Origin of the sequence: Shinella oryzae (genome assembly GCF_023038235.1) — a bacterium.
Classification (GTDB): Bacteria; Pseudomonadota; Alphaproteobacteria; order Rhizobiales; family Rhizobiaceae; genus Shinella; species Shinella sumterensis.
Window position 1 is genome coordinate 2,404,635 of the sequence record NZ_CP081987.1, and the last position, 19,921, is coordinate 2,424,555.

Consider the following 19,921-nt stretch of genomic DNA (forward strand, 5'->3'; position numbering starts at 1 on the left):
TCCGGCAGAGCCGCACGCGCCCGGTTTTTTCTTGAAGTTGCCGCTGACCGGTGAAAACATTCACCGGCTGGCTGTCATGTTCGCGGTCTATTGGGATCGGCCAGCGTTCCGTGCCGAGAGGCGCGGCAAACAAGGAGAAGAGGACCATGACGATTTTCCGCTCCGGCCTTCTGGCCGCCTCCCTCATCGCGCTTTCCAGCGGCTCGGCTCTCGCCGACTACGAGCTGAACATCCTGCATATCAACGATCTGCATTCGCGCATCGAGGCCATCAACAAGTACGATTCCACCTGCACGGCGGAGGAGGATGGCAAGAACGAATGCTTCGGCGGCATCGCCCGCGTGAAGACGGCCATCGACAATGCGCGCAAGGCGCTGACCGACGCGAAGGCGAACGTGCTGGTGCTGGATGCCGGCGACCAGTTCCAGGGCTCCCTCTTCTACACCACCTACAAGAGCCAGGCCGTCGCCGAATTCATGAACGGTATCGGCTTCGATGCGATGGCAGTCGGCAACCACGAATTCGACGACGGCCCGGAGGAACTCGCGAAGTTCCTCGACCAGGTGAAGTTCCCGGTCATCTCGGGCAACACGGTCGCCGGCGCCGACACGCCCATCGCCAACCGGATCAAGGGCTATGTCGTCAAGGAGATCGGCGGCGAGAAGGTCGCCGTCGTCTCGGTTCTGGCGACGGACACCGGCGAGACCTCGTCGCCCGGCAAGGGCGTGTTCTTCGAGGACGAGATCACCTACCTCAAGAGCGTCATTCCGACGATCGAAGCCGAGGGCGTCAACAAGATCATCCTGCTTTCCCATGTCGGCTACAAGCGTGACCAGGAAATCGCCGCCGCCGTCGACGGCATCGACGTGATCGTCGGGGGCCATAGCCATACGCTGCTTTCCAGCACCGACGACAAGGCGGCCGGCCCCTATCCCACGCTCGTGAAGAACCCGGCCGGCGTCGAGGTTCCCATCGTGCAGGCCTATGCCTATTCGAAATATCTCGGTGAACTGAAGGTCGTCTTCGACGATGCCGGCAAGGTGAAGGCGGCAAGCGGGGCGCCCCTCCTGCTCGACGCCGCAGTAAAACCGCATACCGGCTTTGCCGCACGCGTGAAGGAGCTGGGCGCACCGATCGAGGAACTGAAGAAGAAGGAGGTCGCCGAGACGACCGACACCATCGACGGTTCACGCGAGACCTGCCGCGCGCAGGAATGCACCATGGGCAACCTGGTCGCCGATGCCATCCTCGATCGCGTCAAGGCGCAGGGCATATCGATCGCCATCCAGAACGGCGGCGGCCTGCGTGCATCGATCGACAAGGGCGTCGTCACCATGGGCGAGGTGCTGACCGTGCTGCCCTTCCAAAACTCGCTTGCGACGTTCCAGCTCAAGGGATCCGACGTGATCCTGGCGCTGGAGAACGGGCTCAGCGAGATCGAGGAGGGCGCGGGCCGCTTCCCGCAGGTCTCCGGCCTGAAATACACCTTCGACCGGTCGAAGCCGGCCGGCAGCCGCGTCGTTTCCGCCGAGGTGAAGGAAGGCGAGACCTTCGTCCCGCTCGATCCGGCGAAGACCTATGGCGTCGTCTCCAACAACTATATGCGCGCCGGAGGCGATGGCTATTCGGTCTTCGCGACCGCAGGGCAGAACGCCTACGACTTCGGCCCGAACCTTGAACTGGTCGTTGCCGATTATCTTGCCGCGCACCGACCCTACAAGCCCTATACCGATGGCCGCATCGCCGAGGTCGCCGCGGCGACAGCGGCGCAACCCGCGTCGGAAGGCGAGAAGACCACCACTGCCGCAGCCGCATCGACACCGGCCGAGAGCGCTTCCGGAACCGTCGCCGCCGGCGGCAAACACGTCATCGCGCGAGGCGATACGCTGTGGGACATCGCCAAGGCGGCCTATGGCGATGGAACGCTGTGGCGCCGGATCGCGGACGCCAACGGCAATCCGCGACCGCGCGCCCTGCATATCGGGACCGAACTTTCCATTCCCGGAAAATAAGGACAATTTGTCTCCACATTTTCTGCCGGTCCGGTCTTTTCCGGGCCGGCATTTCTTTTTAGAACCATTCCGAACCGAACGGCCCACCGCCGCGTAGAAGAACAACGACCGAAACCCCGCACGCACAGGACCGAACCATGCAGGACAGCGCCACCGCCAAGCCCACCAGTCATCCGCCCGTCAAGCACGGCAAGGTGGGCGTTCTGCTTGTCAACCTGGGCACGCCCGACGGCACCGACTACACGTCCATGCGCCGCTACCTGAAGGAGTTCCTGACGGACAAGCGCGTCATCGAGTGGCCGAAGATCGCGTGGTATCCGATCCTCTTCGGCATCGTGCTCAACACGCGCCCCGGCAAGGTCGGCAAGGCCTATGAGATGATCTGGAACAAAGACAAGAACGAGAGCTACCTGCGCACCTACACGCGCAGCCAGGCCGAGCTGATGGCCGCCTCGCTCGCCGAACATTCCAACGTCATCGTCGACTGGGCGATGCGCTATGGCCAGCCTTCCATCGCGTCGCGCATGGAGGCCCTCCAGAAGCAGGGCTGCGAACGCATCCTGCTCTTCCCGCTCTATCCGCAATATGCGGCCGCGACGACCGCGACGGTCAACGACAAGGCCTTCGAGTTCCTGCTCAAGCAGCGCTGGCAGCCGGCGTTGCGCACCGTGCCGCCCTATCACGACGACCCGGTTTATATCGACGCGCTCGCCGTCTCGATCGAAAAGCACCTCGCCACGCTCGACTGGGAGCCGGAGCGCGTGCTGACCTCCTTCCACGGCATTCCGCAAAGCTATTTCGACAAGGGTGACCCTTATTACTGCCAGTGCCAGAAGACCGCGCGCCTGCTGCGCGAACGGCTCGGCTGGTCGAAGGAAAAGCTGGTGGTCACGTTCCAGTCCCGCTTCGGGCCAGAAGAATGGCTGCAGCCCTATACGGACAAGACGGTCGAGAAACTGGCGCAGGAGGGCATCAAGCGGATCGCCGTGCTCAATCCGGGTTTCGTTTCCGATTGCCTGGAGACGCTGGAGGAGATCGCCGAGCAGGCCGCTGAAAGCTTCCTGCACAATGGTGGCGAGAAGTTCGCGCATATTCCCTGTCTCAATGACAGTCGCGAAGGCATGGCCGTGCTGGAAACGGTCGTGCGCCGCGAGCTTTCCGGCTGGGTCTGAGCCAGGATAAATCTTCGCCCTGAGCAAATAGACTGGTATCGCGGCACGTATTGCTTACAGTGCGCCGCGATACAGGGCTGTCAGGAGAAGAAGAATGAATTTTGCAGGATTGGATATTGTCGTCATCGCCCTCGTGGTGCTGGTTGTCCTCATCGTCTTCGCCGGGATCAAGACGATCCCGCAGGGTTACCAGTACACGGTGGAGCGCTTCGGCCGCTACACCCGCACCCTGCAGCCCGGCCTCAACCTCATCATCCCCTTCATCGATCGCATCGGCGCCAAGATGAATGTGATGGAACAGGTGCTGGATATTCCCACGCAGGAAGTCATCACCCGTGACAATGCTAGCGTCTCGGCCGACGGCGTCGCGTTCTACCAGATTCTCAACCCGGCCCAGGCGGCCTATCAGGTCGCCAACCTGGAAAACGCCATCCTCAACCTCACCATGACCAACATCCGCTCGGTCATGGGCTCGATGGATCTGGACGAGCTTTTGTCCAATCGCGACGTGATCAACGACAAGCTGCTGCGCGTCGTCGATGAAGCGGCCAATCCGTGGGGCATCAAGATCACCCGCGTCGAGATCAAGGATATCGCACCGCCGAAGGATCTGGTCGATTCGATGGGCCGGCAGATGAAGGCCGAGCGCGAGAAGCGCGCGCAGGTTCTGGAAGCCGAAGGCGCCCGCAATGCGCAGATCCTGCGCGCGGAAGGCGCCAAGCAGTCCGCCATCCTCGAGGCCGAAGGCCAGCGCGAAGCCGCCTTCCGCGATGCAGAAGCGCGCGAACGCCTTGCCGAAGCCGAAGCCAAGGCGACGAAGATGGTATCGGAAGCCATTGCCGCCGGCGACGTGCAGGCGATCAACTACTTCGTCGCGCAGAAGTACACCGAAGCCATGGCCGCGATCGGCAAGGCGCCGAACTCGAAGATCGTGCTGATGCCCATGGAAGCATCGTCGCTCATCGGCTCGCTCGGCGGCATCGGCGCCATCGCCAAGGAAGTGTTCGGAAACGGCCCCGCCCCGGCCGGCGGCAATCCGCAGCGTACGCGCCAGACGACGCCAGCGACGACCACGACCGCCGCTACACCCGCCTTCCGCAACCCCTTCGACACGCCGCAGGGAAGCTGAGCATGATCCAGCGCATCGTCACCGAGCTTGGCCCCTGGGCGTGGTGGGTGCTCGGCATCGTCCTGCTGATCCTCGAAGTGCTGCTGCCCGGCGTCTTCCTCGTCTGGATCGGCATTGCCGCCGTCATAACGGGCGCGCTGTCGCTTCTCCTGTGGGGTGAGGCTTTCTGGGTCTGGCAGGTGCAATGGCTGGTTTTCGCCGTTCTGTCGCTGGTCGCGGCCGTCCTTGGCCGGCGCATCGTCAGCCGTAGCGACACGGCGAGCGACCAGCCCTACCTGAACCAGCGGGGCCAGAGCCTCGTTGGCCGCACCGCCACGCTCGAGCACCCCATCGCCGAAGGGCGTGGACGCATCCGGCTGGACGATACGATGTGGAGTGTGCAGGGACCGGACCTGCCGATCGGCACGCGCGTGCGCGTCACGGCCAGCAATGGCCGTGACCTCACCGTCGAGCCGGCCTGAACGTCAAACGACGCCGATCCGCAGGAGATCGTGGAAATGCACGATGCCGACGGGGCGAAACGCCTCGTCGGTCACGATCAGCGCCGAGATATTGTGCTGGTTGAGAAGCGCCAGCGCCGATGTCGCAAGCGTGCCCGGCTTCACGGTCTTCGGGCTGCGCGTCATCACCTCGTCGACGATGAGTTCGGAGAGATTGCGCGACAGGTTGCGGGCGATATCGCCATCCGTGACGATCCCCACGAGAAGGCCCTCGTCATTGACGACGCCGACACAGCCGTAGCGCTTCTGCGCCAGCATCAGCACTGCATCCGGCATCGACGTGCCGAGCCCCACCAGCGGGATGTTCTCGCCGCTGTGCATGATATCGCCGACATAAGAGAGGCTCGCGCCCAGCTTGCCGCCGGGGTGGAACGTCTTGAAATCGACGGCCGTGAAGCCGCGCGCCTCCAGAAGTGCCACGGCGATCGCATCGCCCAGCGACAGCTGCATGAGCGTCGATGTCGTCGGTGCGAGCCCATGCGGGCAGGCTTCCTGAACCTTGGGCAGCAGCAACACCGTATCGGCCTCGCGCGCCAGCGCCGAGCGCTCGCCTGACGTCATGGCGATCAGCGGGATCGAGAAGCGGCGCGAATAGGAAACGATGCCCTGAAGCTCTGCCGTCTCGCCACTCCACGAGAGCGCCAGGATGACATCGTCGCGGCCGATCATGCCGAGGTCGCCATGGTTGGCTTCGACGGGATGGACGAAGAAGGAAGGCGTGCCGGTGGAGGCCAGGGTCGCGGCGATCTTCACGCCGATGTGCCCGGACTTGCCGATGCCGGTGACGATGACCCGGCCTGCAATGCTGCCGATCAGCCGCACGGCCTCGCAGAACGCATCGTGCAGATCGCCTTGCAATGCCGTCGAAAGGGCAAGCAGCCCCGCCTTTTCCGTCTCGACGGTCCTCAGCGCAGAGGCAATAGCGCCCTCGCCATCAACGTTTGCCTGTCTCTTGATCATGGCGCCTCGTTAGCGTTTTTGTCCGAACCTGTCCATGCAGAACCGTGCAGCGCCTGCGCCGCCGCGGAAACCAAGCGTTAACCATGGTGATTTACGTTCGCTTAGGAATTCGAGAATCGCAGGGCCGATCATGGTGAAGGCACAGCTACAGGCACGCGGGACCCCGTGGTCACGCCCGACACGGCGTCTGGCCGCGTTGCTGCTTGCCGGCACCATGCTTGCGGCCATGCCGGCGATGGCCCAGCAAAAGGTCGTCCCCGCTTCGAGCGCCTTTCAGGACCCCCTGGCCTCGACCGACACGGAAACCGATACGGACACGAGTGCGACGGGCAGCACATCCGGTACACCTGCGACCACCGGTGCGATACCGGCGCGCGCGCCCATGTCCGACGAGGAGGCGGCCCGACTGGTGGAGACGACACCTGGCGAAAACGGCGCCTTCCTGCCCGCCGAACGTCGCACCGAGCGGCTGAACCAGCGCGAGGCCGACCTCGACAATGTGCGCAGCAATTTCGGCAATCCCTACGAGCCGATCGGTATCCGTCTCGGAACCTTCATCCTGAAGCCCTCGCTTTCGCAGGGCATCAACCACGAAAAGACCAAGACCGGCTCCGTCTCGACAAGCCGTTCCTTCTGGCAGACGGGCCTGAAGGGGTCGCTCACCTCCGACTGGTCGCGCCATCAGCTGACGATCGATGCCGAGGGTATCCACCAGCGCAATATCAGCGGCACGGGCGAAACCGAGCCCAAGGTCAATGTCAATGCCGACCTGCGGCTCGACCTCAGCAACGACACGATCGCCAACCTGACCGCCGGCTACGCGTTCGAGCGCGAAAGCTCTAGTGATCCCAACGCGATCAACGGCGCCACGACCCAGTCCGGCGTGCACAAATTCGCCGCCGGCGCGAGCCTGAAGCGCGATTTCGGCCTTATCCGCGGCACGATCAGCGCGGATTTCGACCGCGAGGTCTATGGCGACGCAGCCCTTCAGGACGGCAGCAAGCTGGACCTCTCGGACCGCAACTTCTCGGCGGGAACGCTGACCGGCCGGGTCGGCTATGCGCTGTCGCCTGCGCTCATCCCCTATCTCGAAGCCTCCGTCGGACGGTCGTTCTACGACCAGAAGCGAGATTCGCTCGGCTACGAACGCTCTGCCCTCACCCTCGGCGGCCGCGCAGGCGTGGAAGTCGATCTCGGCGAAAAGCTGCGCGGCGATCTCGGCCTCGGCTACAAGCGCGCGTCGTTCGATGACAGTCGCCTCGCCGCACTCCAGGGCATCGCGCTGGACGGCGCCGTGTTCTGGTCGCCGCAACGCGGTACCGATCTGCGGCTTGGCCTGCGCACGGAGCTGGAGCCGTCGACCGCGCCCGGCCAGAGCGGCTATGTCGAATACACGACCGACGCGACACTGACCCACGAACTTCGGGACAACCTCGTGGCGCGGCTGACCGGCGCCTATACGTGGCGCGACTTCAAGTCCTCTACGGCCATCCCCAACCAGAGCGTCTACCTCGCGGGTGCGGGCCTGACATGGAACCTCAACCGCTGGCTCGCGCTCACGGGTGACGTCTCCTACGAACTGACCCGCCAGCGCGGTGCGGACGATACCGGCATCACGCGTGCCGGCATCGGTCTCGTCTTGCGTCGCTGAGCCTTACTTCAGACCCGCGACGAGTTCCTTCAGGGGACCTTCGACCGAAGGACGAATATCGGCGCGTGCCAGCGCAAACGCGATATTGGCCAGGATGAAACCATCCTTGGCGCCACAGTCATAGGTCTCGCCGCGGAAATGGTAGGCGGCGAACTTCTGTTCGGTCGCAAGCTTCACCATGGCGTCGGTCAGCTGGATCTCATTGCCGGCGCCGCGCTCCTGCGTCGACAGGATCGGGAAGATTTCCGGCTGCAGGATGTAACGGCCATTGATGAAGAAGTTGGAGGGCGCGGTGCCCTTCGGCGGCTTCTCGACCATCTCGGTGATGGCAAAGCCCTCGCCGACCTTCTCGCCGACGCCGACGATGCCGTATTTGTGCGCCTGGTCCGGCGCGCATTCCTCGACGGCGATGACATTGGCGCCGCTGTGTTCGAACAGCTCGACCATGCCCTTCATGCAGCCCTTCTCAGCCTTCATGATCATATCGGGCAGAAGCAGCGCGAAAGGCTCGTTGCCGACCAATTCGCGCGCGCACCACACTGCATGGCCAAGGCCGAGCGGCTCCTGCTGGCGGGTGAAGCTCGTCGAGCCCGCAACCGGCAGGATGCTTTCCAGAAGCGTGAGCTCGGCGGTCTTGTTGCGCTGGCGCAGCGTCTGCTCCAGCTCGACCTGGATATCGAAATAATCCTCGATGACGGCCTTGGAGCGGCCCGTCACGAAAATGAGGTGCTCGATGCCGGCGTCCAGCGCCTCATCCACCACGTATTGGATCACCGGCTTGTCCACCACGGTCAACATTTCCTTCGGCACGGCCTTGGTGGCCGGAAGGAAGCGGGTGCCGAGACCGGCCACCGGGAAGACTGCTTTGCGAACCTTGCGTGTCTGCGACATTTTTCACCTCGTTAAGCCAATTGCCCTCATGGCTAGCCATCACTGTGCCGGAATAGTGTCCAATTGCTATTTTTTTGCAAAGAGAGACGCGGCAAAAGTTTGATGGTAAAGAATTTGTTGACTTCGTTTTTATAAGTTTGCGTCCTCGCCGGTGGTTCCCGGCCACCGAACCGAAATTTGAAAACGGAAACAGCTGATGACACAGAATCTCAAAACCGTTCTGCGCCGATCCGCGCTCACCCTCCTCCTCTCGGCCGGCCTTTTTGCCCAGACCGCGGTCGCACATGCGGACGCGCGCTTCCAGAAGTGGATCGCCGATTTCTATCAGACGGCAGCAGAGGCGGGCATCAGCAAATCGACCTACCAGCAGGCCTTTGCCGGCATCAAGACGCCCGACCCGGATGTGCTGGAGAAGGCCGCTTACCAGCCGGAATTCAAGCACCAGATCTGGGACTACCTCGATTCCCGCGTCAATCCCTACACGGTGCGCATCGGCCGCGAAATGGCCAAGAAGCATGCCCGCACGCTCGCGGCGGTCGAACGTCATTTCGGTGTGGACCGCAACATCCTGCTCGCCATCTGGTCGATGGAATCGAACTACGGCGCGGTGCTGGCCAAGGACGACCGGCTGCACTACGTGCCGCGCGCGCTCGCCACGCTCGCCTATGCAGACAAGAAGCGGGCAAAGTATGCGCGCACGCAGCTGATCGCGGCGCTGAAGATCATCCAGCGCGGCGACATTGCCGCGCGCGACATGACCGGCTCCTGGGCCGGTGCGATGGGGCACACGCAGTTCATCCCGACGAGCTACATGCTCTACGCGGTGGATGCCGACGGAAACGGCCATCGCGACATCTGGAACTCCATCCCCGACGCGCTCGCGACCGCCGCCAACCTTCTGGCCAAGAACGGCTGGCAATCGGGCAAGACCTGGGGCTACGAGATCGTCGTCCCGCCGGGTGGCGGCAAATATTCCGGCCAGACCAAGACGCTCGCGCAGTGGGCGAAGCTCGGCTTCACGCGTCCGGGCGGCAGCGGCTTCAAGAACGGCTCGGACCGTGCAGAGCTGAAGATGCCGGCCAATGGCGGGCCGGGTTTCTTGATGACCAAGAACTTCTTCGTCATCAAGCGCTACAACGCCTCGGATTCTTACGCGATGGGCGTCGGCATGCTCGCCGACCAGATCGCCGGCTACGGTGGCGTCAAGCAGCGTTGGCCGCGGCCCGACGGCACGCTCGACATCACCGAGAAGTTCGAACTCCAGACGCGCCTGAAGGAACTCGGCTATTACGACGGCGAGGTTGACGGCAACTTCGGCTCCGGCTCGAAGGCCGCCATCCAGGCCTTCCAAAACCGCATGGGCCTGCCCGCCGATGGTGAGCCGAGCCAGAAGGTCCTGCGCGCGCTCCAGCGTTGAAAATGGCAACGATCCGGCATGAGGGGCGCTTCGGCGCCCCTTTTTGCTTTCCCCCGCCACCGGCATTTGCCATCATGCCGCCATCGACCGTCCGCAGAATGCGTAGAAATCGCGGAGCCCTGCAATGAGCATGACGATCCGGATCATCCGCCTCGGGCTTGCGCTCGCCGTCTCCGCAAGCCTCGCGATCCCCATGGCGACGCCGGCAGGCGCGCAGGAACGTGTCGAGCGCAGGTCAATCCTCGAATTCCTCTTCGGCAAGAAAAAGCCCAGGGAAGTCGCGCCCGAACCGACCATTCGCAAACCCCGCGCCGCTGTCAGGAAAAAGCGCCCGGCAGCGACGGTGGCGAAGAGCCCCGAACCCGCGCCGGTGGAAAAGCTGGCGGACGCGAAGGTCGTGCTCGTGGTCGGCGACTTCATTGCAGGAAGCCTCGGTGACGGCCTGATCGAGGCCTTCAAGACAACTCCCGGCATCATCGTGGACAAGCGCACGAACGGCTCGTCGGGTTTGGTGCGAGACGATTATTACGACTGGCCGGCCTCGCTGCCCGGCCTGATTGCGGAAACGAAACCGGCGCTCGTCGTGATCAGCCTGGGCGCAAACGACCGGCAGCAGATGACCATTGCAGGCGAGAAGGAGAAATTCCGCTCCGACGCCTGGACGAAGGAATACGAAAGCCGGGTCGAGCGTATCGCCGCCATCGCGCATGAGGGCAACAAGCCGACGCTCTGGATGGGCATGCCGGCCTTCCAGTCCTCCGCACTCACCGCCGACATGACCACACTGAACGGCATCTATCGCGCCAGTGCCGAAAAGACCGGCGGAACCTTCGTCGATATCTGGGACGGCTTCGTCGACGAGGCCGGCAAGTTTGTGACCTCGGGCTCCGATATCAACGGCCAGCAGGTTCGCCTGCGCGGCTCGGACGGCATCAATTTCACACCCGCCGGCAAGCGCAAGCTCGCCTTCTATGTGGAAAAGGAAATCCGCCGTATCCTGGGCGATGCGGCGGCCGACGGCCCGAGCCTGCAGAACGATCTAAAAGACCTTGTTGTTGCCACGCCGCCGGTCGATGCCGAGATCACCAAGACCCAGCCGATCAGCCTGTCCGACCCGTCGCTCGACGGTGGTACCGCGCTTCTGGGCGGGGCCGCCATCAAGGGGAACGGCAAGAGCCTGAGGGAAAAGCTGGTCGACAAGGGCGAGACCGCCGACGCACCGCTCGGCCGTGTGGACGATTTCCGCCTCGACAAGACCGCGACGCCCTGAACCAGGAAATGGCCGCGGTCATCTGTCATGACCACAGCGGGATCGGTGAATACCCTTATCCCGAATAGTCGGGAGCGCGGCTTTCTTGCGCGCTCCCGTTTGCCTTAACGCGGCAGCGTGGTCGTGCCCATCAGCGCCTCGTCGATCGCGCGCGCGGCTTGACGGCCTTCGCGGATCGCCCAGACGACAAGCGACTGGCCGCGGCGCACGTCGCCGGCCGTCCAGAGCTTGTCGACCGAGGTCTTGTAGTCGCGGTCATTGGCGATGACGTTCGACGAGCCGCGCTTGTCGGTGTTGATCGCGAGCTTGTCGCCGAGATCCTTCAGCACGCTGTCGGTGAAGGGACCGCGGAAACCGATGGCGATGAAGGCGAGATCCGCCTTGATGATGAACTCCGTACCGGCGATCGGCTTGCGGCGGTCATCCACCTGGCAGCACTTCACGCCCGTCAGCACGCCATCTTCATCGCCGACGAATTCGAGCGTGCCGACCTGGAACTCGCGCACGGCCCCTTCGGCCTGCGAGGAGGAGGTGCGCATCTTCGTTGCCCAGAACGGCCAGACGGCCAGCTTGTCTTCCTTTTCCGGCGGCTGCGGACGGATGTCGAGCTGCGTGACCTTCACCGCCCCCTGGCGGAACGCCGTGCCGACGCAGTCCGATGCGGTGTCGCCGCCGCCGACGACGACGACATGCTTGCCGCCGGCCAGGATCGGATCGGACGGCCAGCCGACGCTGTCGACGTTTTCCCGACCGACGCGGCGATTCTGCTGCACGAGATAGGGCATGGCATCGTGCACGCCGGCGAAATCGACGCCGGGAATGCCGGCATCGCGCGGGGTCTCCGAGCCGCCGCAATAGAGCACGGCATCATGCTCGGCGAACATCTCGTCCATCGGCTTGTCGACGCCGACATTGACGCCATAGTGGAACGTCACGCCCTCACCCCGCATCTGATCGACGCGGCGGTCGATGAAGTTCTTCTCCATCTTGAAGTCCGGGATGCCGTAGCGCAGCAGGCCGCCGGCCTTGGATTCGCGCTCGTAGAGGTGCACTTCGTGGCCGGCGCGGGCGAGCTGCTGGGCAGCGGCCATGCCGGCAGGTCCGGAACCGATGACGGCGACCTTCTTGCCCGTCTTCACCGTCGCCGGCTGCGGCACGATATAGCCCATCTCGTAGGCCTTGTCGGCAATCGCCTGCTCGACGGTCTTGATGGAAACCGGCGCATCCTCGAGGTTCAGCGTGCAGGCCTCCTCGCAGGGTGCGGGGCAGACGCGGCCGGTGAATTCCGGGAAGTTGTTGGTCGAATGCAGGTTGCGGATCGCCTCTTCCCAGTTGCCGTTATAGACGAGGTCGTTCCAGTCCGGGATCTGGTTGTGCACCGGACACCCGGTCGGACCGTGGCAATAGGGAATGCCGCAATCCATGCAGCGCGCAGCCTGCTTCTGCACCTCGGCATCCGACATCGGGATGGTGAATTCGCGGAAATGGCGGATGCGGTCGGAGGCCGGCTGATACTTCGCCACCTGCCGGTCGATTTCCATGAAACCAGTTACCTTGCCCACTTCAGTAATCCTTGCTCAGAGCGGGGCGCCCGCGGGGCCCCAGTACCAGTAGGCGGCTCCAACCACCAATCCCAGTACGATGAATTCGATTCTGATCTCGCCGTTCACAAGGGCCGCGATCCCGGGGACCGCGACCACCAAGCCCAGCGAAACCAGCCGGTGAAGGTTGGTGAACCGCTGCCTCACTCGGCAGCGACCCCCATCCTCATGCGCTCCATCTCTTCGAGCGCGCGGCGGTACTCGACCGGCATCACCTTGCGGAATTTCGGACGATAATCGGCCCAGTGGTCGAGGATCTCCTTGGCCCGCGGCGAACCCGTATAGTGCAGGTGGTTCGAGACGAGCTGATAAAGCCGCTCCTCGTCATGGCGCGTCATGTCATCGGACACGTCGACCATGCCCTTGTGCATGAGGTCGCCGCCATGGTGGTGCAGCTTCTCCAGCATGTCGTCTTCTTCCGGCACCGGCTCAAGCTCGACCATCGCCATGTTGCAGCGACGGGCGAAATCGCCGGCTTCATCAAGCACATAGGCAACGCCGCCCGACATGCCGGCCGCGAAGTTGCGCCCCGTCTGGCCGATGACGACAACGACACCGCCCGTCATGTACTCGCAACCGTGGTCACCCACGCCCTCGACGACAGCGACCGCACCGGAGTTGCGCACGGCGAAACGCTCGCCGGCCACGCCGTTGAAGTAGCACTCGCCCGCAATCGCGCCGTAGAGCACGGTATTGCCGACGATGATCGATTCATGCGGCACCGCGCGGTTGCCTTCCGGCGGACGAACGACGATTCGGCCGCCCGACAGGCCCTTGCCGACATAGTCGTTGCCGGCGCCCACCAGATCGAAGGTGATGCCGCGGGCGAGGAACGCGCCGAAGGACTGGCCGGCCGTGCCGTGCAGCTTCACGGAGATCGTATCGTCCTTCAGGCCCTTGAAGCCATAGCGCTTGGCGACTTCACCCGAGAGCATAGCGCCCGCCGAACGATCGACGTTCTTGATGTCAACCTCGAAGGCAACGGGCGTCTTGGATTCAAGCGCCGGCTTCGCCTGCTCGATGAGCTTGCGGTCGAGGATGTCGTGGATCGGATGGTTCTGCCGCTCGGTCCAGTAGGTCGCCTCCTTCGGCGCATCCACCTTGTGGAAGATACGCGAGAAGTCGAGACCGTTGGCCTTCCAGTGCGAAATCATCTTCTCCTTCTCGAGCAGTTCCGAGGCGCCGATGATCTCGTTCAGCGAGCGAACGCCGAGCGAGGCCAGGATTTCGCGCACCTCTTCGGCCACGAAGAAGAAGTAGTTGATGACGTGCTCGGGCGTGCCCTTGAAGCGCTTGCGCAGAACCGGGTCCTGCGTGGCGACCCCTACCGGACAGGTGTTGAGGTGGCACTTGCGCATCATGATGCAGCCGGCCGCAATCAGCGGCGCGGTGGCAAAACCGAATTCGTCGGCGCCCAGCAGCGCGCCGATGACGACGTCGCGGCCGGTCTTCAGGCCGCCATCGACCTGCAAGGCGATGCGCGAACGCAGCTTGTTGAGCACTAGCGTCTGATGCGTCTCGGCAAGGCCGATCTCCCAGGGGGAGCCGGCATGCTTCAACGAGGTGAGCGGCGAAGCGCCCGTGCCGCCGTCGAAGCCCGCGACCGTGATATGGTCCGCGCGCGCCTTGGCAACGCCGGCAGCGACCGTGCCGACACCGACCTCGGAGACGAGCTTCACCGAGATATCGGCCTCTGGATTGACGTTCTTCAGGTCGTAGATGAGCTGCGCCAGGTCTTCGATCGAGTAGATGTCATGGTGCGGCGGCGGCGAGATGAGGCCGACGCCGGGCGTGGAGTGACGGGTCTTGGCGACCGTCGCATCCACCTTGTGACCGGGCAGCTGGCCGCCTTCACCGGGCTTGGCGCCCTGCGCGACCTTGATCTGGAGCATATCGGCATTGACGAGATATTCCGTCGTCACACCGAAGCGGCCCGATGCGATCTGCTTGATCGCCGAACGCTCGGGATTGGACGAACCATCCGGCAGCGGCAGGTAGCGATCGCTCTCCTCGCCGCCCTCGCCGGTGTTCGACTTGCCGCCGATCCGGTTCATGGCAACCGCCAGAGTCGTATGCGCCTCACGCGAGATCGAACCGAAGGACATGGCGCCCGTCGAGAAGCGCTTGACGATATCGGCCGCGGGCTCGACCTCATCGATGGAGATGGGCTTGCGACCTGCCGCTTCCGCGCTCTTGATGGAGAACAGGCCGCGGATCGTGTTCATGCGCAACGACGAGGCATTCACCAGTTCGGCGAATTCCTTGTAGCGGTCGGCGGCATTGCCGCGCACCGCATGCTGCAGCGAGGCGATGACGTCGGGCGTCCAGGCATGTTCCTCGCCGCGCATGCGATAGGCGTATTCACCGCCGATATCGAGCGTGTTGGCGAGCAGCGGATCGCGCCCGAAGGCCGCCTTGTGGCGGTTGAAGGTCTCCCGGGCAATCTGCTCCAGGCCGACGCCTTCGATGGTGGTCGCCGTACCGAAGAAGAACTTGTCGACCAGTTCGGACGACAGCCCGATGGCGTCGAAGATCTGCGCGCCGCAATAAGACTGGTAGGTCGAAATGCCCATCTTGGACATGACCTTAAGGATGCCCTTGCCGATCGCCTTGATGTAGCGGTAGACGACTTCCTCGGCATCCACTTCCTTCGGGAACTCGCCGCGCTTGTGCATGTCGGTGAGCGTATCGAAGGCGAGGTAAGGGTTGATCGCTTCCGCGCCATAGCCGGCGAGCAGGCAGAAATGGTGGACTTCACGCGGCTCGCCCGTCTCGACGACGAGACCGACCGAGGTGCGAAGGCCCTTGCGGATCAGGTGATGGTGCACGGCCGCCGTTGCGAGCAATGCGGGGATCGCCACGCGGTCCGGACCGATCTGCCGGTCGGACAGAACGATGATGTTATAGCCCGACGTTACCGCCTGCTCGGCGCGCTCGCACAGCCGCTCCAGCATTTCCGGCATGCCGTCGGCGCCACGCGCCACGTCATAGGTGAAGTCCAGCGTCTTGGTGTCGAAGAGATCCTCGACATGGCCGATCGAGCGGATCTTTTCGAGATCGCCATTGGTAAGGATCGGTTGACGCACTTCCATGCGCTTGGCCTTGGCCGCACCGCCATGATCGAGGATGTTCGGACGCGGACCGATGAAGGAAACGAGGCTCATGACCAGTTCCTCGCGGATCGGGTCGATGGGCGGGTTCGTCACCTGCGCGAAGTTCTGCTTGAAGTAGGTGTAGAGCAGCTTGGTCTTGTCGGACATGGCCGAGATCGGCGTATCCGTGCCCATGGAGCCGATCGCCTCCTGCCCCGTCGTCGCCATGGGCGACATCAGGAGCTTGGTGTCTTCCTGGGTGTAACCGAAGGCCTGCTGGCGGTCGCGCAGCGACACGTCACGGCGCAGCGCCCGCGGCTCGACCGGGCCGAGATCCTCAAGGATGATCTGGGTGTTGTCCAGCCAGTCGCGATAGGGGTGCTTGGCGGCGAGCGAGGACTTCACCTCCTCGTCGGAGATGATGCGGCCTTCTTCCATGTCGATGAGCAGCATCTTGCCCGGCTGGAGGCGCCACTTCTTGATGATGCTCTCTTCCTTGACCGGCAGCGTGCCGGCTTCGGAGGCGAGGATGACGCGGTCGTCATCCGTCACGAGATAGCGGGCCGGACGCAGGCCGTTGCGGTCCAGCGTCGCGCCGATCTGCTTGCCATCGGTGAAGGCGACGGCGGCCGGGCCGTCCCACGGCTCCATCAGGGCAGCGTGGTACTCGTAGAACGCCTTGCGCTCGGGGCTCATCAGCTGGTTGCCGGCCCAGGCCTCGGGGATGAGCATCATCACGGCATGCGCCATGGAATAGCCGCCGCGCACGAGGAATTCGAGCGCGTTGTCGAAGCAGGCGGTATCCGACTGCCCCTCATAGGAGATCGGCCAGAGCTTGGTGATGTCCTCACCGAAGAGCGGCGAGGAAACGGAGGCCTGGCGGGCCGCCATCCAGTTGACGTTGCCGCGCAGCGTGTTGATCTCGCCGTTATGCGCGACCATGCGATAGGGATGCGCGAGCTTCCACGACGGGAAGGTGTTGGTCGAGAAGCGCTGGTGCACGAGGGCGACGGCCGATTCGAAGCGCGGATCGGCGAGATCCTTGTAATAGGCGCCGACCTGATAGGCCAGGAACATGCCCTTGTAGACGATCGTCGTCGCGGAGAGCGAGACCGGATAGAAGTTGCTCTCCTCGCCTTCATATTCGTCGTAGATGCGGTTGGAGATCACCTTGCGCAGCGTGAAGAGACGGCGCTCGAACTCATCGCTCGTCGCGGCTTCACGGCCGGCGCCGATGAAGACCTGAACGTGGCGCGGTTCGGTGGCGGCGATCTCGGGCGCCTTGGAGAGCGAGGAGTTGTCGACCGGCACGTCACGGAAGCCGAGAAGAACCTGCCCCTCCTCCGCAACGACGTCCCCGATTACCTCCTTGAAATAGTCGACCAGCTTCTCGTCCTGCGGCATGAAGATGTGGCCGACGGCGTATTCGCCTGCCTTGGGCAGCGTGACGCCCTGCTTAGCCATCTCCTCGCGGAAGAAACGGTCCGGAATCTGTACGAGAATGCCCGCACCGTCGCCCATCAACGGGTCGGCGCCGACGGCACCGCGATGCGTCAGGTTTTCGAGCATGAAAAGCCCGTCCTGGACGATCTGGTGCGACTTCTTGCCTTTCAGATGCGCGACGAAACCGACGCCGCAGGCATCGTGTTCATTGCGCGGATCGTAGAGTCCTTGTTTTTTTGGCAGACCCAGGGCGGAAGCGCGCGTTTTGGCGCCCGTCGCAGTCGTCGTCTGCGCCCGGGTCTGCCGATAAGCATGTGCTTGGGTCTTCACCATGTCTCTCTCCTGTCGCCTGCATTTCGCCGGCTTCTGCTTCCACCCACATGGCCGCGGCCTGCGTTGCGGCAAGCCTCGGCCATGACTGTCTGTTCCTGAGCGTGACGCGGTCAAACAAGACGACCGATCAGCTTGTGATCATCGGACCGTCCTGGGCGGCGGGGCGTTCCGGAGAGTGGCTCTCCCTGCCCGTTGCCTCTGCCCCGGCCTCGTGGGAGGGGCGTCGCTCGGTCTCTTGACCGAAATAGGACAGCAACCCTGTCCTATTTCATGTGCTCTATGCCAGAAACGCCCTTGGGCTGCAAGGCCATCATGCCAAATAAACACGACCTTATGAAGAAAAATTGCCGCCTTCCGCGAAAGGCCGAAATTAAATTACGGCTTAACGTCACATTGTTTCCGTTCGTTTCATTTTCCAGGGATGGCGTGTCGCCGGATCAAGCCGGCGATTGATCACCCTCGTTTCTGCATTATGGTCTCCGCAGCCTCCAACCGCACAGAGATTCCAATGTTTTTCGCTTCCGACAACTGGGCCGGCGCCCATCCCGACATCGCACAGAGCCTGGTGGACGCGGCCCAAGGCTTTGCCCCGGCCTACGGCACCAGCGACCTCGACAAGCATGTGGAAAAGACCTTCTCCGAGATTTTCGAGCACGAGGTGGCCGTGTTCTTCGTCGGCACCGGAACGGCGGCGAACTCGCTCGCCCTGGCGAGCTTCAACAGGCCGGGCGGCCAGGTGTTCTGCCACCGCGAGGCCCATATAAATGTCGATGAATGCAACGCGCCCGAATTCTTCGCGACCGGTGCCAAGCTGGTGCCCGTCGATGGCCCGGCAGGCAAGATCGCGCCGGAGGCGCTCGCCGCCGCCATCAGCCGCTTCCCACCGGATTTCGTGCATGGCGGCCAGCCGATGGCGGTCAGCATAACACAGGCGACCGAAGCCGGCACGGCCTACACGCTGGACGAGATCGCGGCCCTGTCCGATATCGCCAGGAAAGCCGGGCTACCGCTCCATATGGACGGCGCCCGCTTTGCCAATGCGCTCGTGCATCTGGGGGCGAGCCCTGCGGAGATGACCTGGAAACGCGGCGTCGACATTCTCTCCTTCGGCGGCACGAAGAACGGCTGCTGGTGTGCGGAGGCTCTCGTCCTCTTCGACACGTCGAAAGCCCAGCAGATGCATTTCCTGCGCAAGCGCTCCGCCCAGCTCTTTTCCAAGTCGCGCTTCATCGCCGCGCAGTTCGACGCCTATTTCCGGAATGATTTGTGGCTGACCCTCGCCCGCCACTCCAATGGCATGGCGAACCGCCTCGCCAGCGGCTTTGCCGCTTCCGACAAGGCTCGCCTTGCCTGGCCGAGCGGATCGAACGAGCTCTTCGCCATCGTCAGCAACGATGCCCTGAAGACGCTGCGGGAGAAGGGCGCGGCCTTTTACGACTGGCCCGCCGGCCCAGCCGTGAAAGCCACCATGCGCGAAGACGAAACCCTGGTCCGCCTCGTCACGAGCTTCGCGACCCGCGAGGCCGATGTGGACGCCTTCCTTTCAGCTCTCTGACACAAAAAAAGGCGGCGCCTTGCGGCACCGCCCTCTTCATTCCGATAAATCCGGCCGATAAAGCCCGGCTTAGTTGCTCTGGGCTTCGATCTGCTTGGTTTCGCGGTTGACGGCCGCAATCTCGATCCGGCGCGGCTTGGCGGCTTCCGGAATCTCGCGAAGGAGATCGATGTGGAGAAGGCCGTTCTTCAGCGAAGCGGCGCGCACTTCCACATGATCGGCGAGCTGGAAGCGGCGCTCGAAGGCGCGCTTGGCAATGCCGCGATAGAGATACTGGCTGTCATCAGCCGTTTCGTCTTTCTTTTCACCCTTGACCGTCAGCGCATGTTCGCGTGCCTCGATCGAAAGCTCGCTTTCATCGAAGCCGGCAACGGCCATGGTGATGCGGTAGGTATCTTCGCCGGTGCGCTCGATATTGTAGGGCGGGTAGGTCTGGGCCTGGTCAGGCTGGCCGAGACTGTCGAGCATGGTGAAAAGACGGTCGAAACCGACGGTGGAACGGTAGAGGGGGGAGAAATCGACGTGACGCATGGTGTCCTCCTTCAGAGCAACGGTTGCGATCTTTCTGAAAGCTGCCCCTGATTTCCGAAGGGTCAGCCCGGTTCATCCGGTCCGCGCCCCATTCTGGCGACGAAGACCTCGACGGGCCCTTTCGGCGCCCGTGACGATGAGATGGGAACGGTTTTTGGCCCGTTCAAGAGGTTGCCGCGGCCTCGAAGGCCGCTATCCGATTTTTTTCCGGCATGAACGGCGGATGAACGCGCACTTCGGATACCGTTCAGCTTGGCCCTGCTAGAAAGGCAACATCGGAAGCGAAAGCTTTCGAAGACCGGGGTGCAACGTCCCTTCCGCCCTGGTTAAATTGTGCCGGCTGCATGTGTGCCACCCCCGTTGC

Annotated in this window: 13 protein-coding genes; 8 read left to right on the forward strand and 5 right to left on the reverse strand. The window is 63.4% G+C overall.

Annotation, left to right across the window (positions count from 1 at the left end):
• Nucleotides 1-146: 146 nt before the first annotated feature.
• The 4 genes from K6301_RS11815 (at nucleotide 147) to K6301_RS11830 (ending at nucleotide 4,774) form a co-directional block, all read left to right on the forward strand.
• A complete protein-coding gene (locus tag K6301_RS11815) occupies nucleotides 147-2,012 on the forward strand; it encodes a bifunctional metallophosphatase/5'-nucleotidase (protein ID WP_247217125.1) in 1,866 nt (621 codons plus the stop codon).
• Nucleotides 2,013-2,149: 137 nt separating this feature from the next.
• Entirely contained in the window at nucleotides 2,150-3,184 is a 1,035-nt protein-coding gene (gene hemH, locus K6301_RS11820; RefSeq protein WP_247217127.1) for a ferrochelatase, read from the forward strand.
• A 94-nt stretch (nucleotides 3,185-3,278) separates the two neighbouring features.
• Complete coding sequence (locus K6301_RS11825) at nucleotides 3,279-4,313, forward strand: SPFH domain-containing protein (protein WP_247217129.1); 1,035 nt, start codon at nucleotides 3,279-3,281, stop codon at nucleotides 4,311-4,313.
• Between the two features lie 2 nt (nucleotides 4,314-4,315).
• Nucleotides 4,316-4,774 (forward strand): NfeD family protein, encoded by a 459-nt coding sequence (locus tag K6301_RS11830; protein ID WP_247217131.1) that lies wholly within the window; start codon nucleotides 4,316-4,318, stop codon nucleotides 4,772-4,774.
• A 3-nt stretch (nucleotides 4,775-4,777) separates the two neighbouring features.
• Here K6301_RS11830 and K6301_RS11835 read toward each other — a convergent pair whose 3' ends face one another.
• Nucleotides 4,778-5,773 (reverse strand): KpsF/GutQ family sugar-phosphate isomerase, encoded by a 996-nt coding sequence (locus tag K6301_RS11835; RefSeq protein ID WP_160871565.1) that lies wholly within the window; start codon nucleotides 5,771-5,773, stop codon nucleotides 4,778-4,780.
• 130 nt (nucleotides 5,774-5,903) lie between these two features.
• On the opposite strand from K6301_RS11835, the gene K6301_RS11840 reads away from it, so the two are divergent.
• Nucleotides 5,904-7,424: an outer membrane beta-barrel protein gene (locus K6301_RS11840; RefSeq protein WP_247217132.1), complete on the forward strand. Its 1,521-nt coding sequence runs from the start codon at nucleotides 5,904-5,906 to the stop codon at nucleotides 7,422-7,424.
• Between the two features lie 3 nt (nucleotides 7,425-7,427).
• Here K6301_RS11840 and galU read toward each other — a convergent pair whose 3' ends face one another.
• Nucleotides 7,428-8,315, reverse strand: a complete 888-nt coding sequence (galU, locus tag K6301_RS11845; RefSeq protein ID WP_134645888.1) for a UTP--glucose-1-phosphate uridylyltransferase GalU — start codon at nucleotides 8,313-8,315, stop codon at nucleotides 7,428-7,430.
• Nucleotides 8,316-8,511: 196 nt separating this feature from the next.
• Between galU and K6301_RS11850 the strand changes: the two genes are divergently transcribed.
• Complete coding sequence (locus K6301_RS11850; RefSeq protein ID WP_134645890.1) at nucleotides 8,512-9,732, forward strand: lytic murein transglycosylase; 1,221 nt, start codon at nucleotides 8,512-8,514, stop codon at nucleotides 9,730-9,732.
• 124 nt (nucleotides 9,733-9,856) lie between these two features.
• On the forward strand, nucleotides 9,857-11,002 hold the full coding sequence (locus tag K6301_RS11855) for an SGNH/GDSL hydrolase family protein (protein WP_247217134.1): 1,146 nt from the start codon (nucleotides 9,857-9,859) through the stop codon (nucleotides 11,000-11,002).
• Between the two features lie 104 nt (nucleotides 11,003-11,106).
• Here K6301_RS11855 and K6301_RS11860 read toward each other — a convergent pair whose 3' ends face one another.
• Both K6301_RS11860 and gltB read right to left on the reverse strand, forming a co-directional pair.
• On the reverse strand, nucleotides 11,107-12,564 hold the full coding sequence (locus tag K6301_RS11860) for a glutamate synthase subunit beta (protein ID WP_247217136.1): 1,458 nt from the start codon (nucleotides 12,562-12,564) through the stop codon (nucleotides 11,107-11,109).
• A gap of 182 nt (nucleotides 12,565-12,746) precedes the next feature.
• On the reverse strand, nucleotides 12,747-17,471 hold the full coding sequence (gene gltB, locus K6301_RS11865) for a glutamate synthase large subunit (RefSeq protein ID WP_247217137.1): 4,725 nt from the start codon (nucleotides 17,469-17,471) through the stop codon (nucleotides 12,747-12,749).
• A gap of 508 nt (nucleotides 17,472-17,979) precedes the next feature.
• On the opposite strand from gltB, the gene K6301_RS11870 reads away from it, so the two are divergent.
• On the forward strand, nucleotides 17,980-19,026 hold the full coding sequence (locus tag K6301_RS11870) for a threonine aldolase family protein (RefSeq protein WP_247217147.1): 1,047 nt from the start codon (nucleotides 17,980-17,982) through the stop codon (nucleotides 19,024-19,026).
• 69 nt (nucleotides 19,027-19,095) lie between these two features.
• Here K6301_RS11870 and K6301_RS11875 read toward each other — a convergent pair whose 3' ends face one another.
• A complete protein-coding gene (locus K6301_RS11875) occupies nucleotides 19,096-19,557 on the reverse strand; it encodes an Hsp20 family protein (protein WP_134645899.1) in 462 nt (153 codons plus the stop codon).
• Between the last annotated feature and the right edge of the window lie 364 nt (nucleotides 19,558-19,921).

Excerpts from the sequence above, each read along its gene's own strand:
- K6301_RS11850 (WP_134645890.1), top strand. The coding sequence starts at position 8,512 with ATGACACAGAATCTCAAAACCGTTCTGCGCCGATCCGCGCTCACCCTC.
- K6301_RS11825 (WP_247217129.1), top strand. The coding sequence starts at position 3,279 with ATGAATTTTGCAGGATTGGATATTGTCGTCATCGCCCTCGTGGTGCTG.
- K6301_RS11835 (WP_160871565.1), bottom strand. The coding sequence starts at position 5,773 with ATGATCAAGAGACAGGCAAACGTTGATGGCGAGGGCGCTATTGCCTCT.
- K6301_RS11875 (WP_134645899.1), bottom strand. The coding sequence starts at position 19,557 with ATGCGTCACGTCGATTTCTCCCCCCTCTACCGTTCCACCGTCGGTTTC.
- gltB (WP_247217137.1), bottom strand. The coding sequence starts at position 17,471 with ATGGTGAAGACCCAAGCACATGCTTATCGGCAGACCCGGGCGCAGACG.
- K6301_RS11815 (WP_247217125.1), top strand. The coding sequence starts at position 147 with ATGACGATTTTCCGCTCCGGCCTTCTGGCCGCCTCCCTCATCGCGCTT.
- galU (WP_134645888.1), bottom strand. The coding sequence starts at position 8,315 with ATGTCGCAGACACGCAAGGTTCGCAAAGCAGTCTTCCCGGTGGCCGGT.
- K6301_RS11855 (WP_247217134.1), top strand. The coding sequence starts at position 9,857 with ATGAGCATGACGATCCGGATCATCCGCCTCGGGCTTGCGCTCGCCGTC.
- K6301_RS11840 (WP_247217132.1), top strand. The coding sequence starts at position 5,904 with ATGGTGAAGGCACAGCTACAGGCACGCGGGACCCCGTGGTCACGCCCG.
- K6301_RS11870 (WP_247217147.1), top strand. The coding sequence starts at position 17,980 with ATGTTTTTCGCTTCCGACAACTGGGCCGGCGCCCATCCCGACATCGCA.
- K6301_RS11830 (WP_247217131.1), top strand. The coding sequence starts at position 4,316 with ATGATCCAGCGCATCGTCACCGAGCTTGGCCCCTGGGCGTGGTGGGTG.
- hemH (WP_247217127.1), top strand. The coding sequence starts at position 2,150 with ATGCAGGACAGCGCCACCGCCAAGCCCACCAGTCATCCGCCCGTCAAG.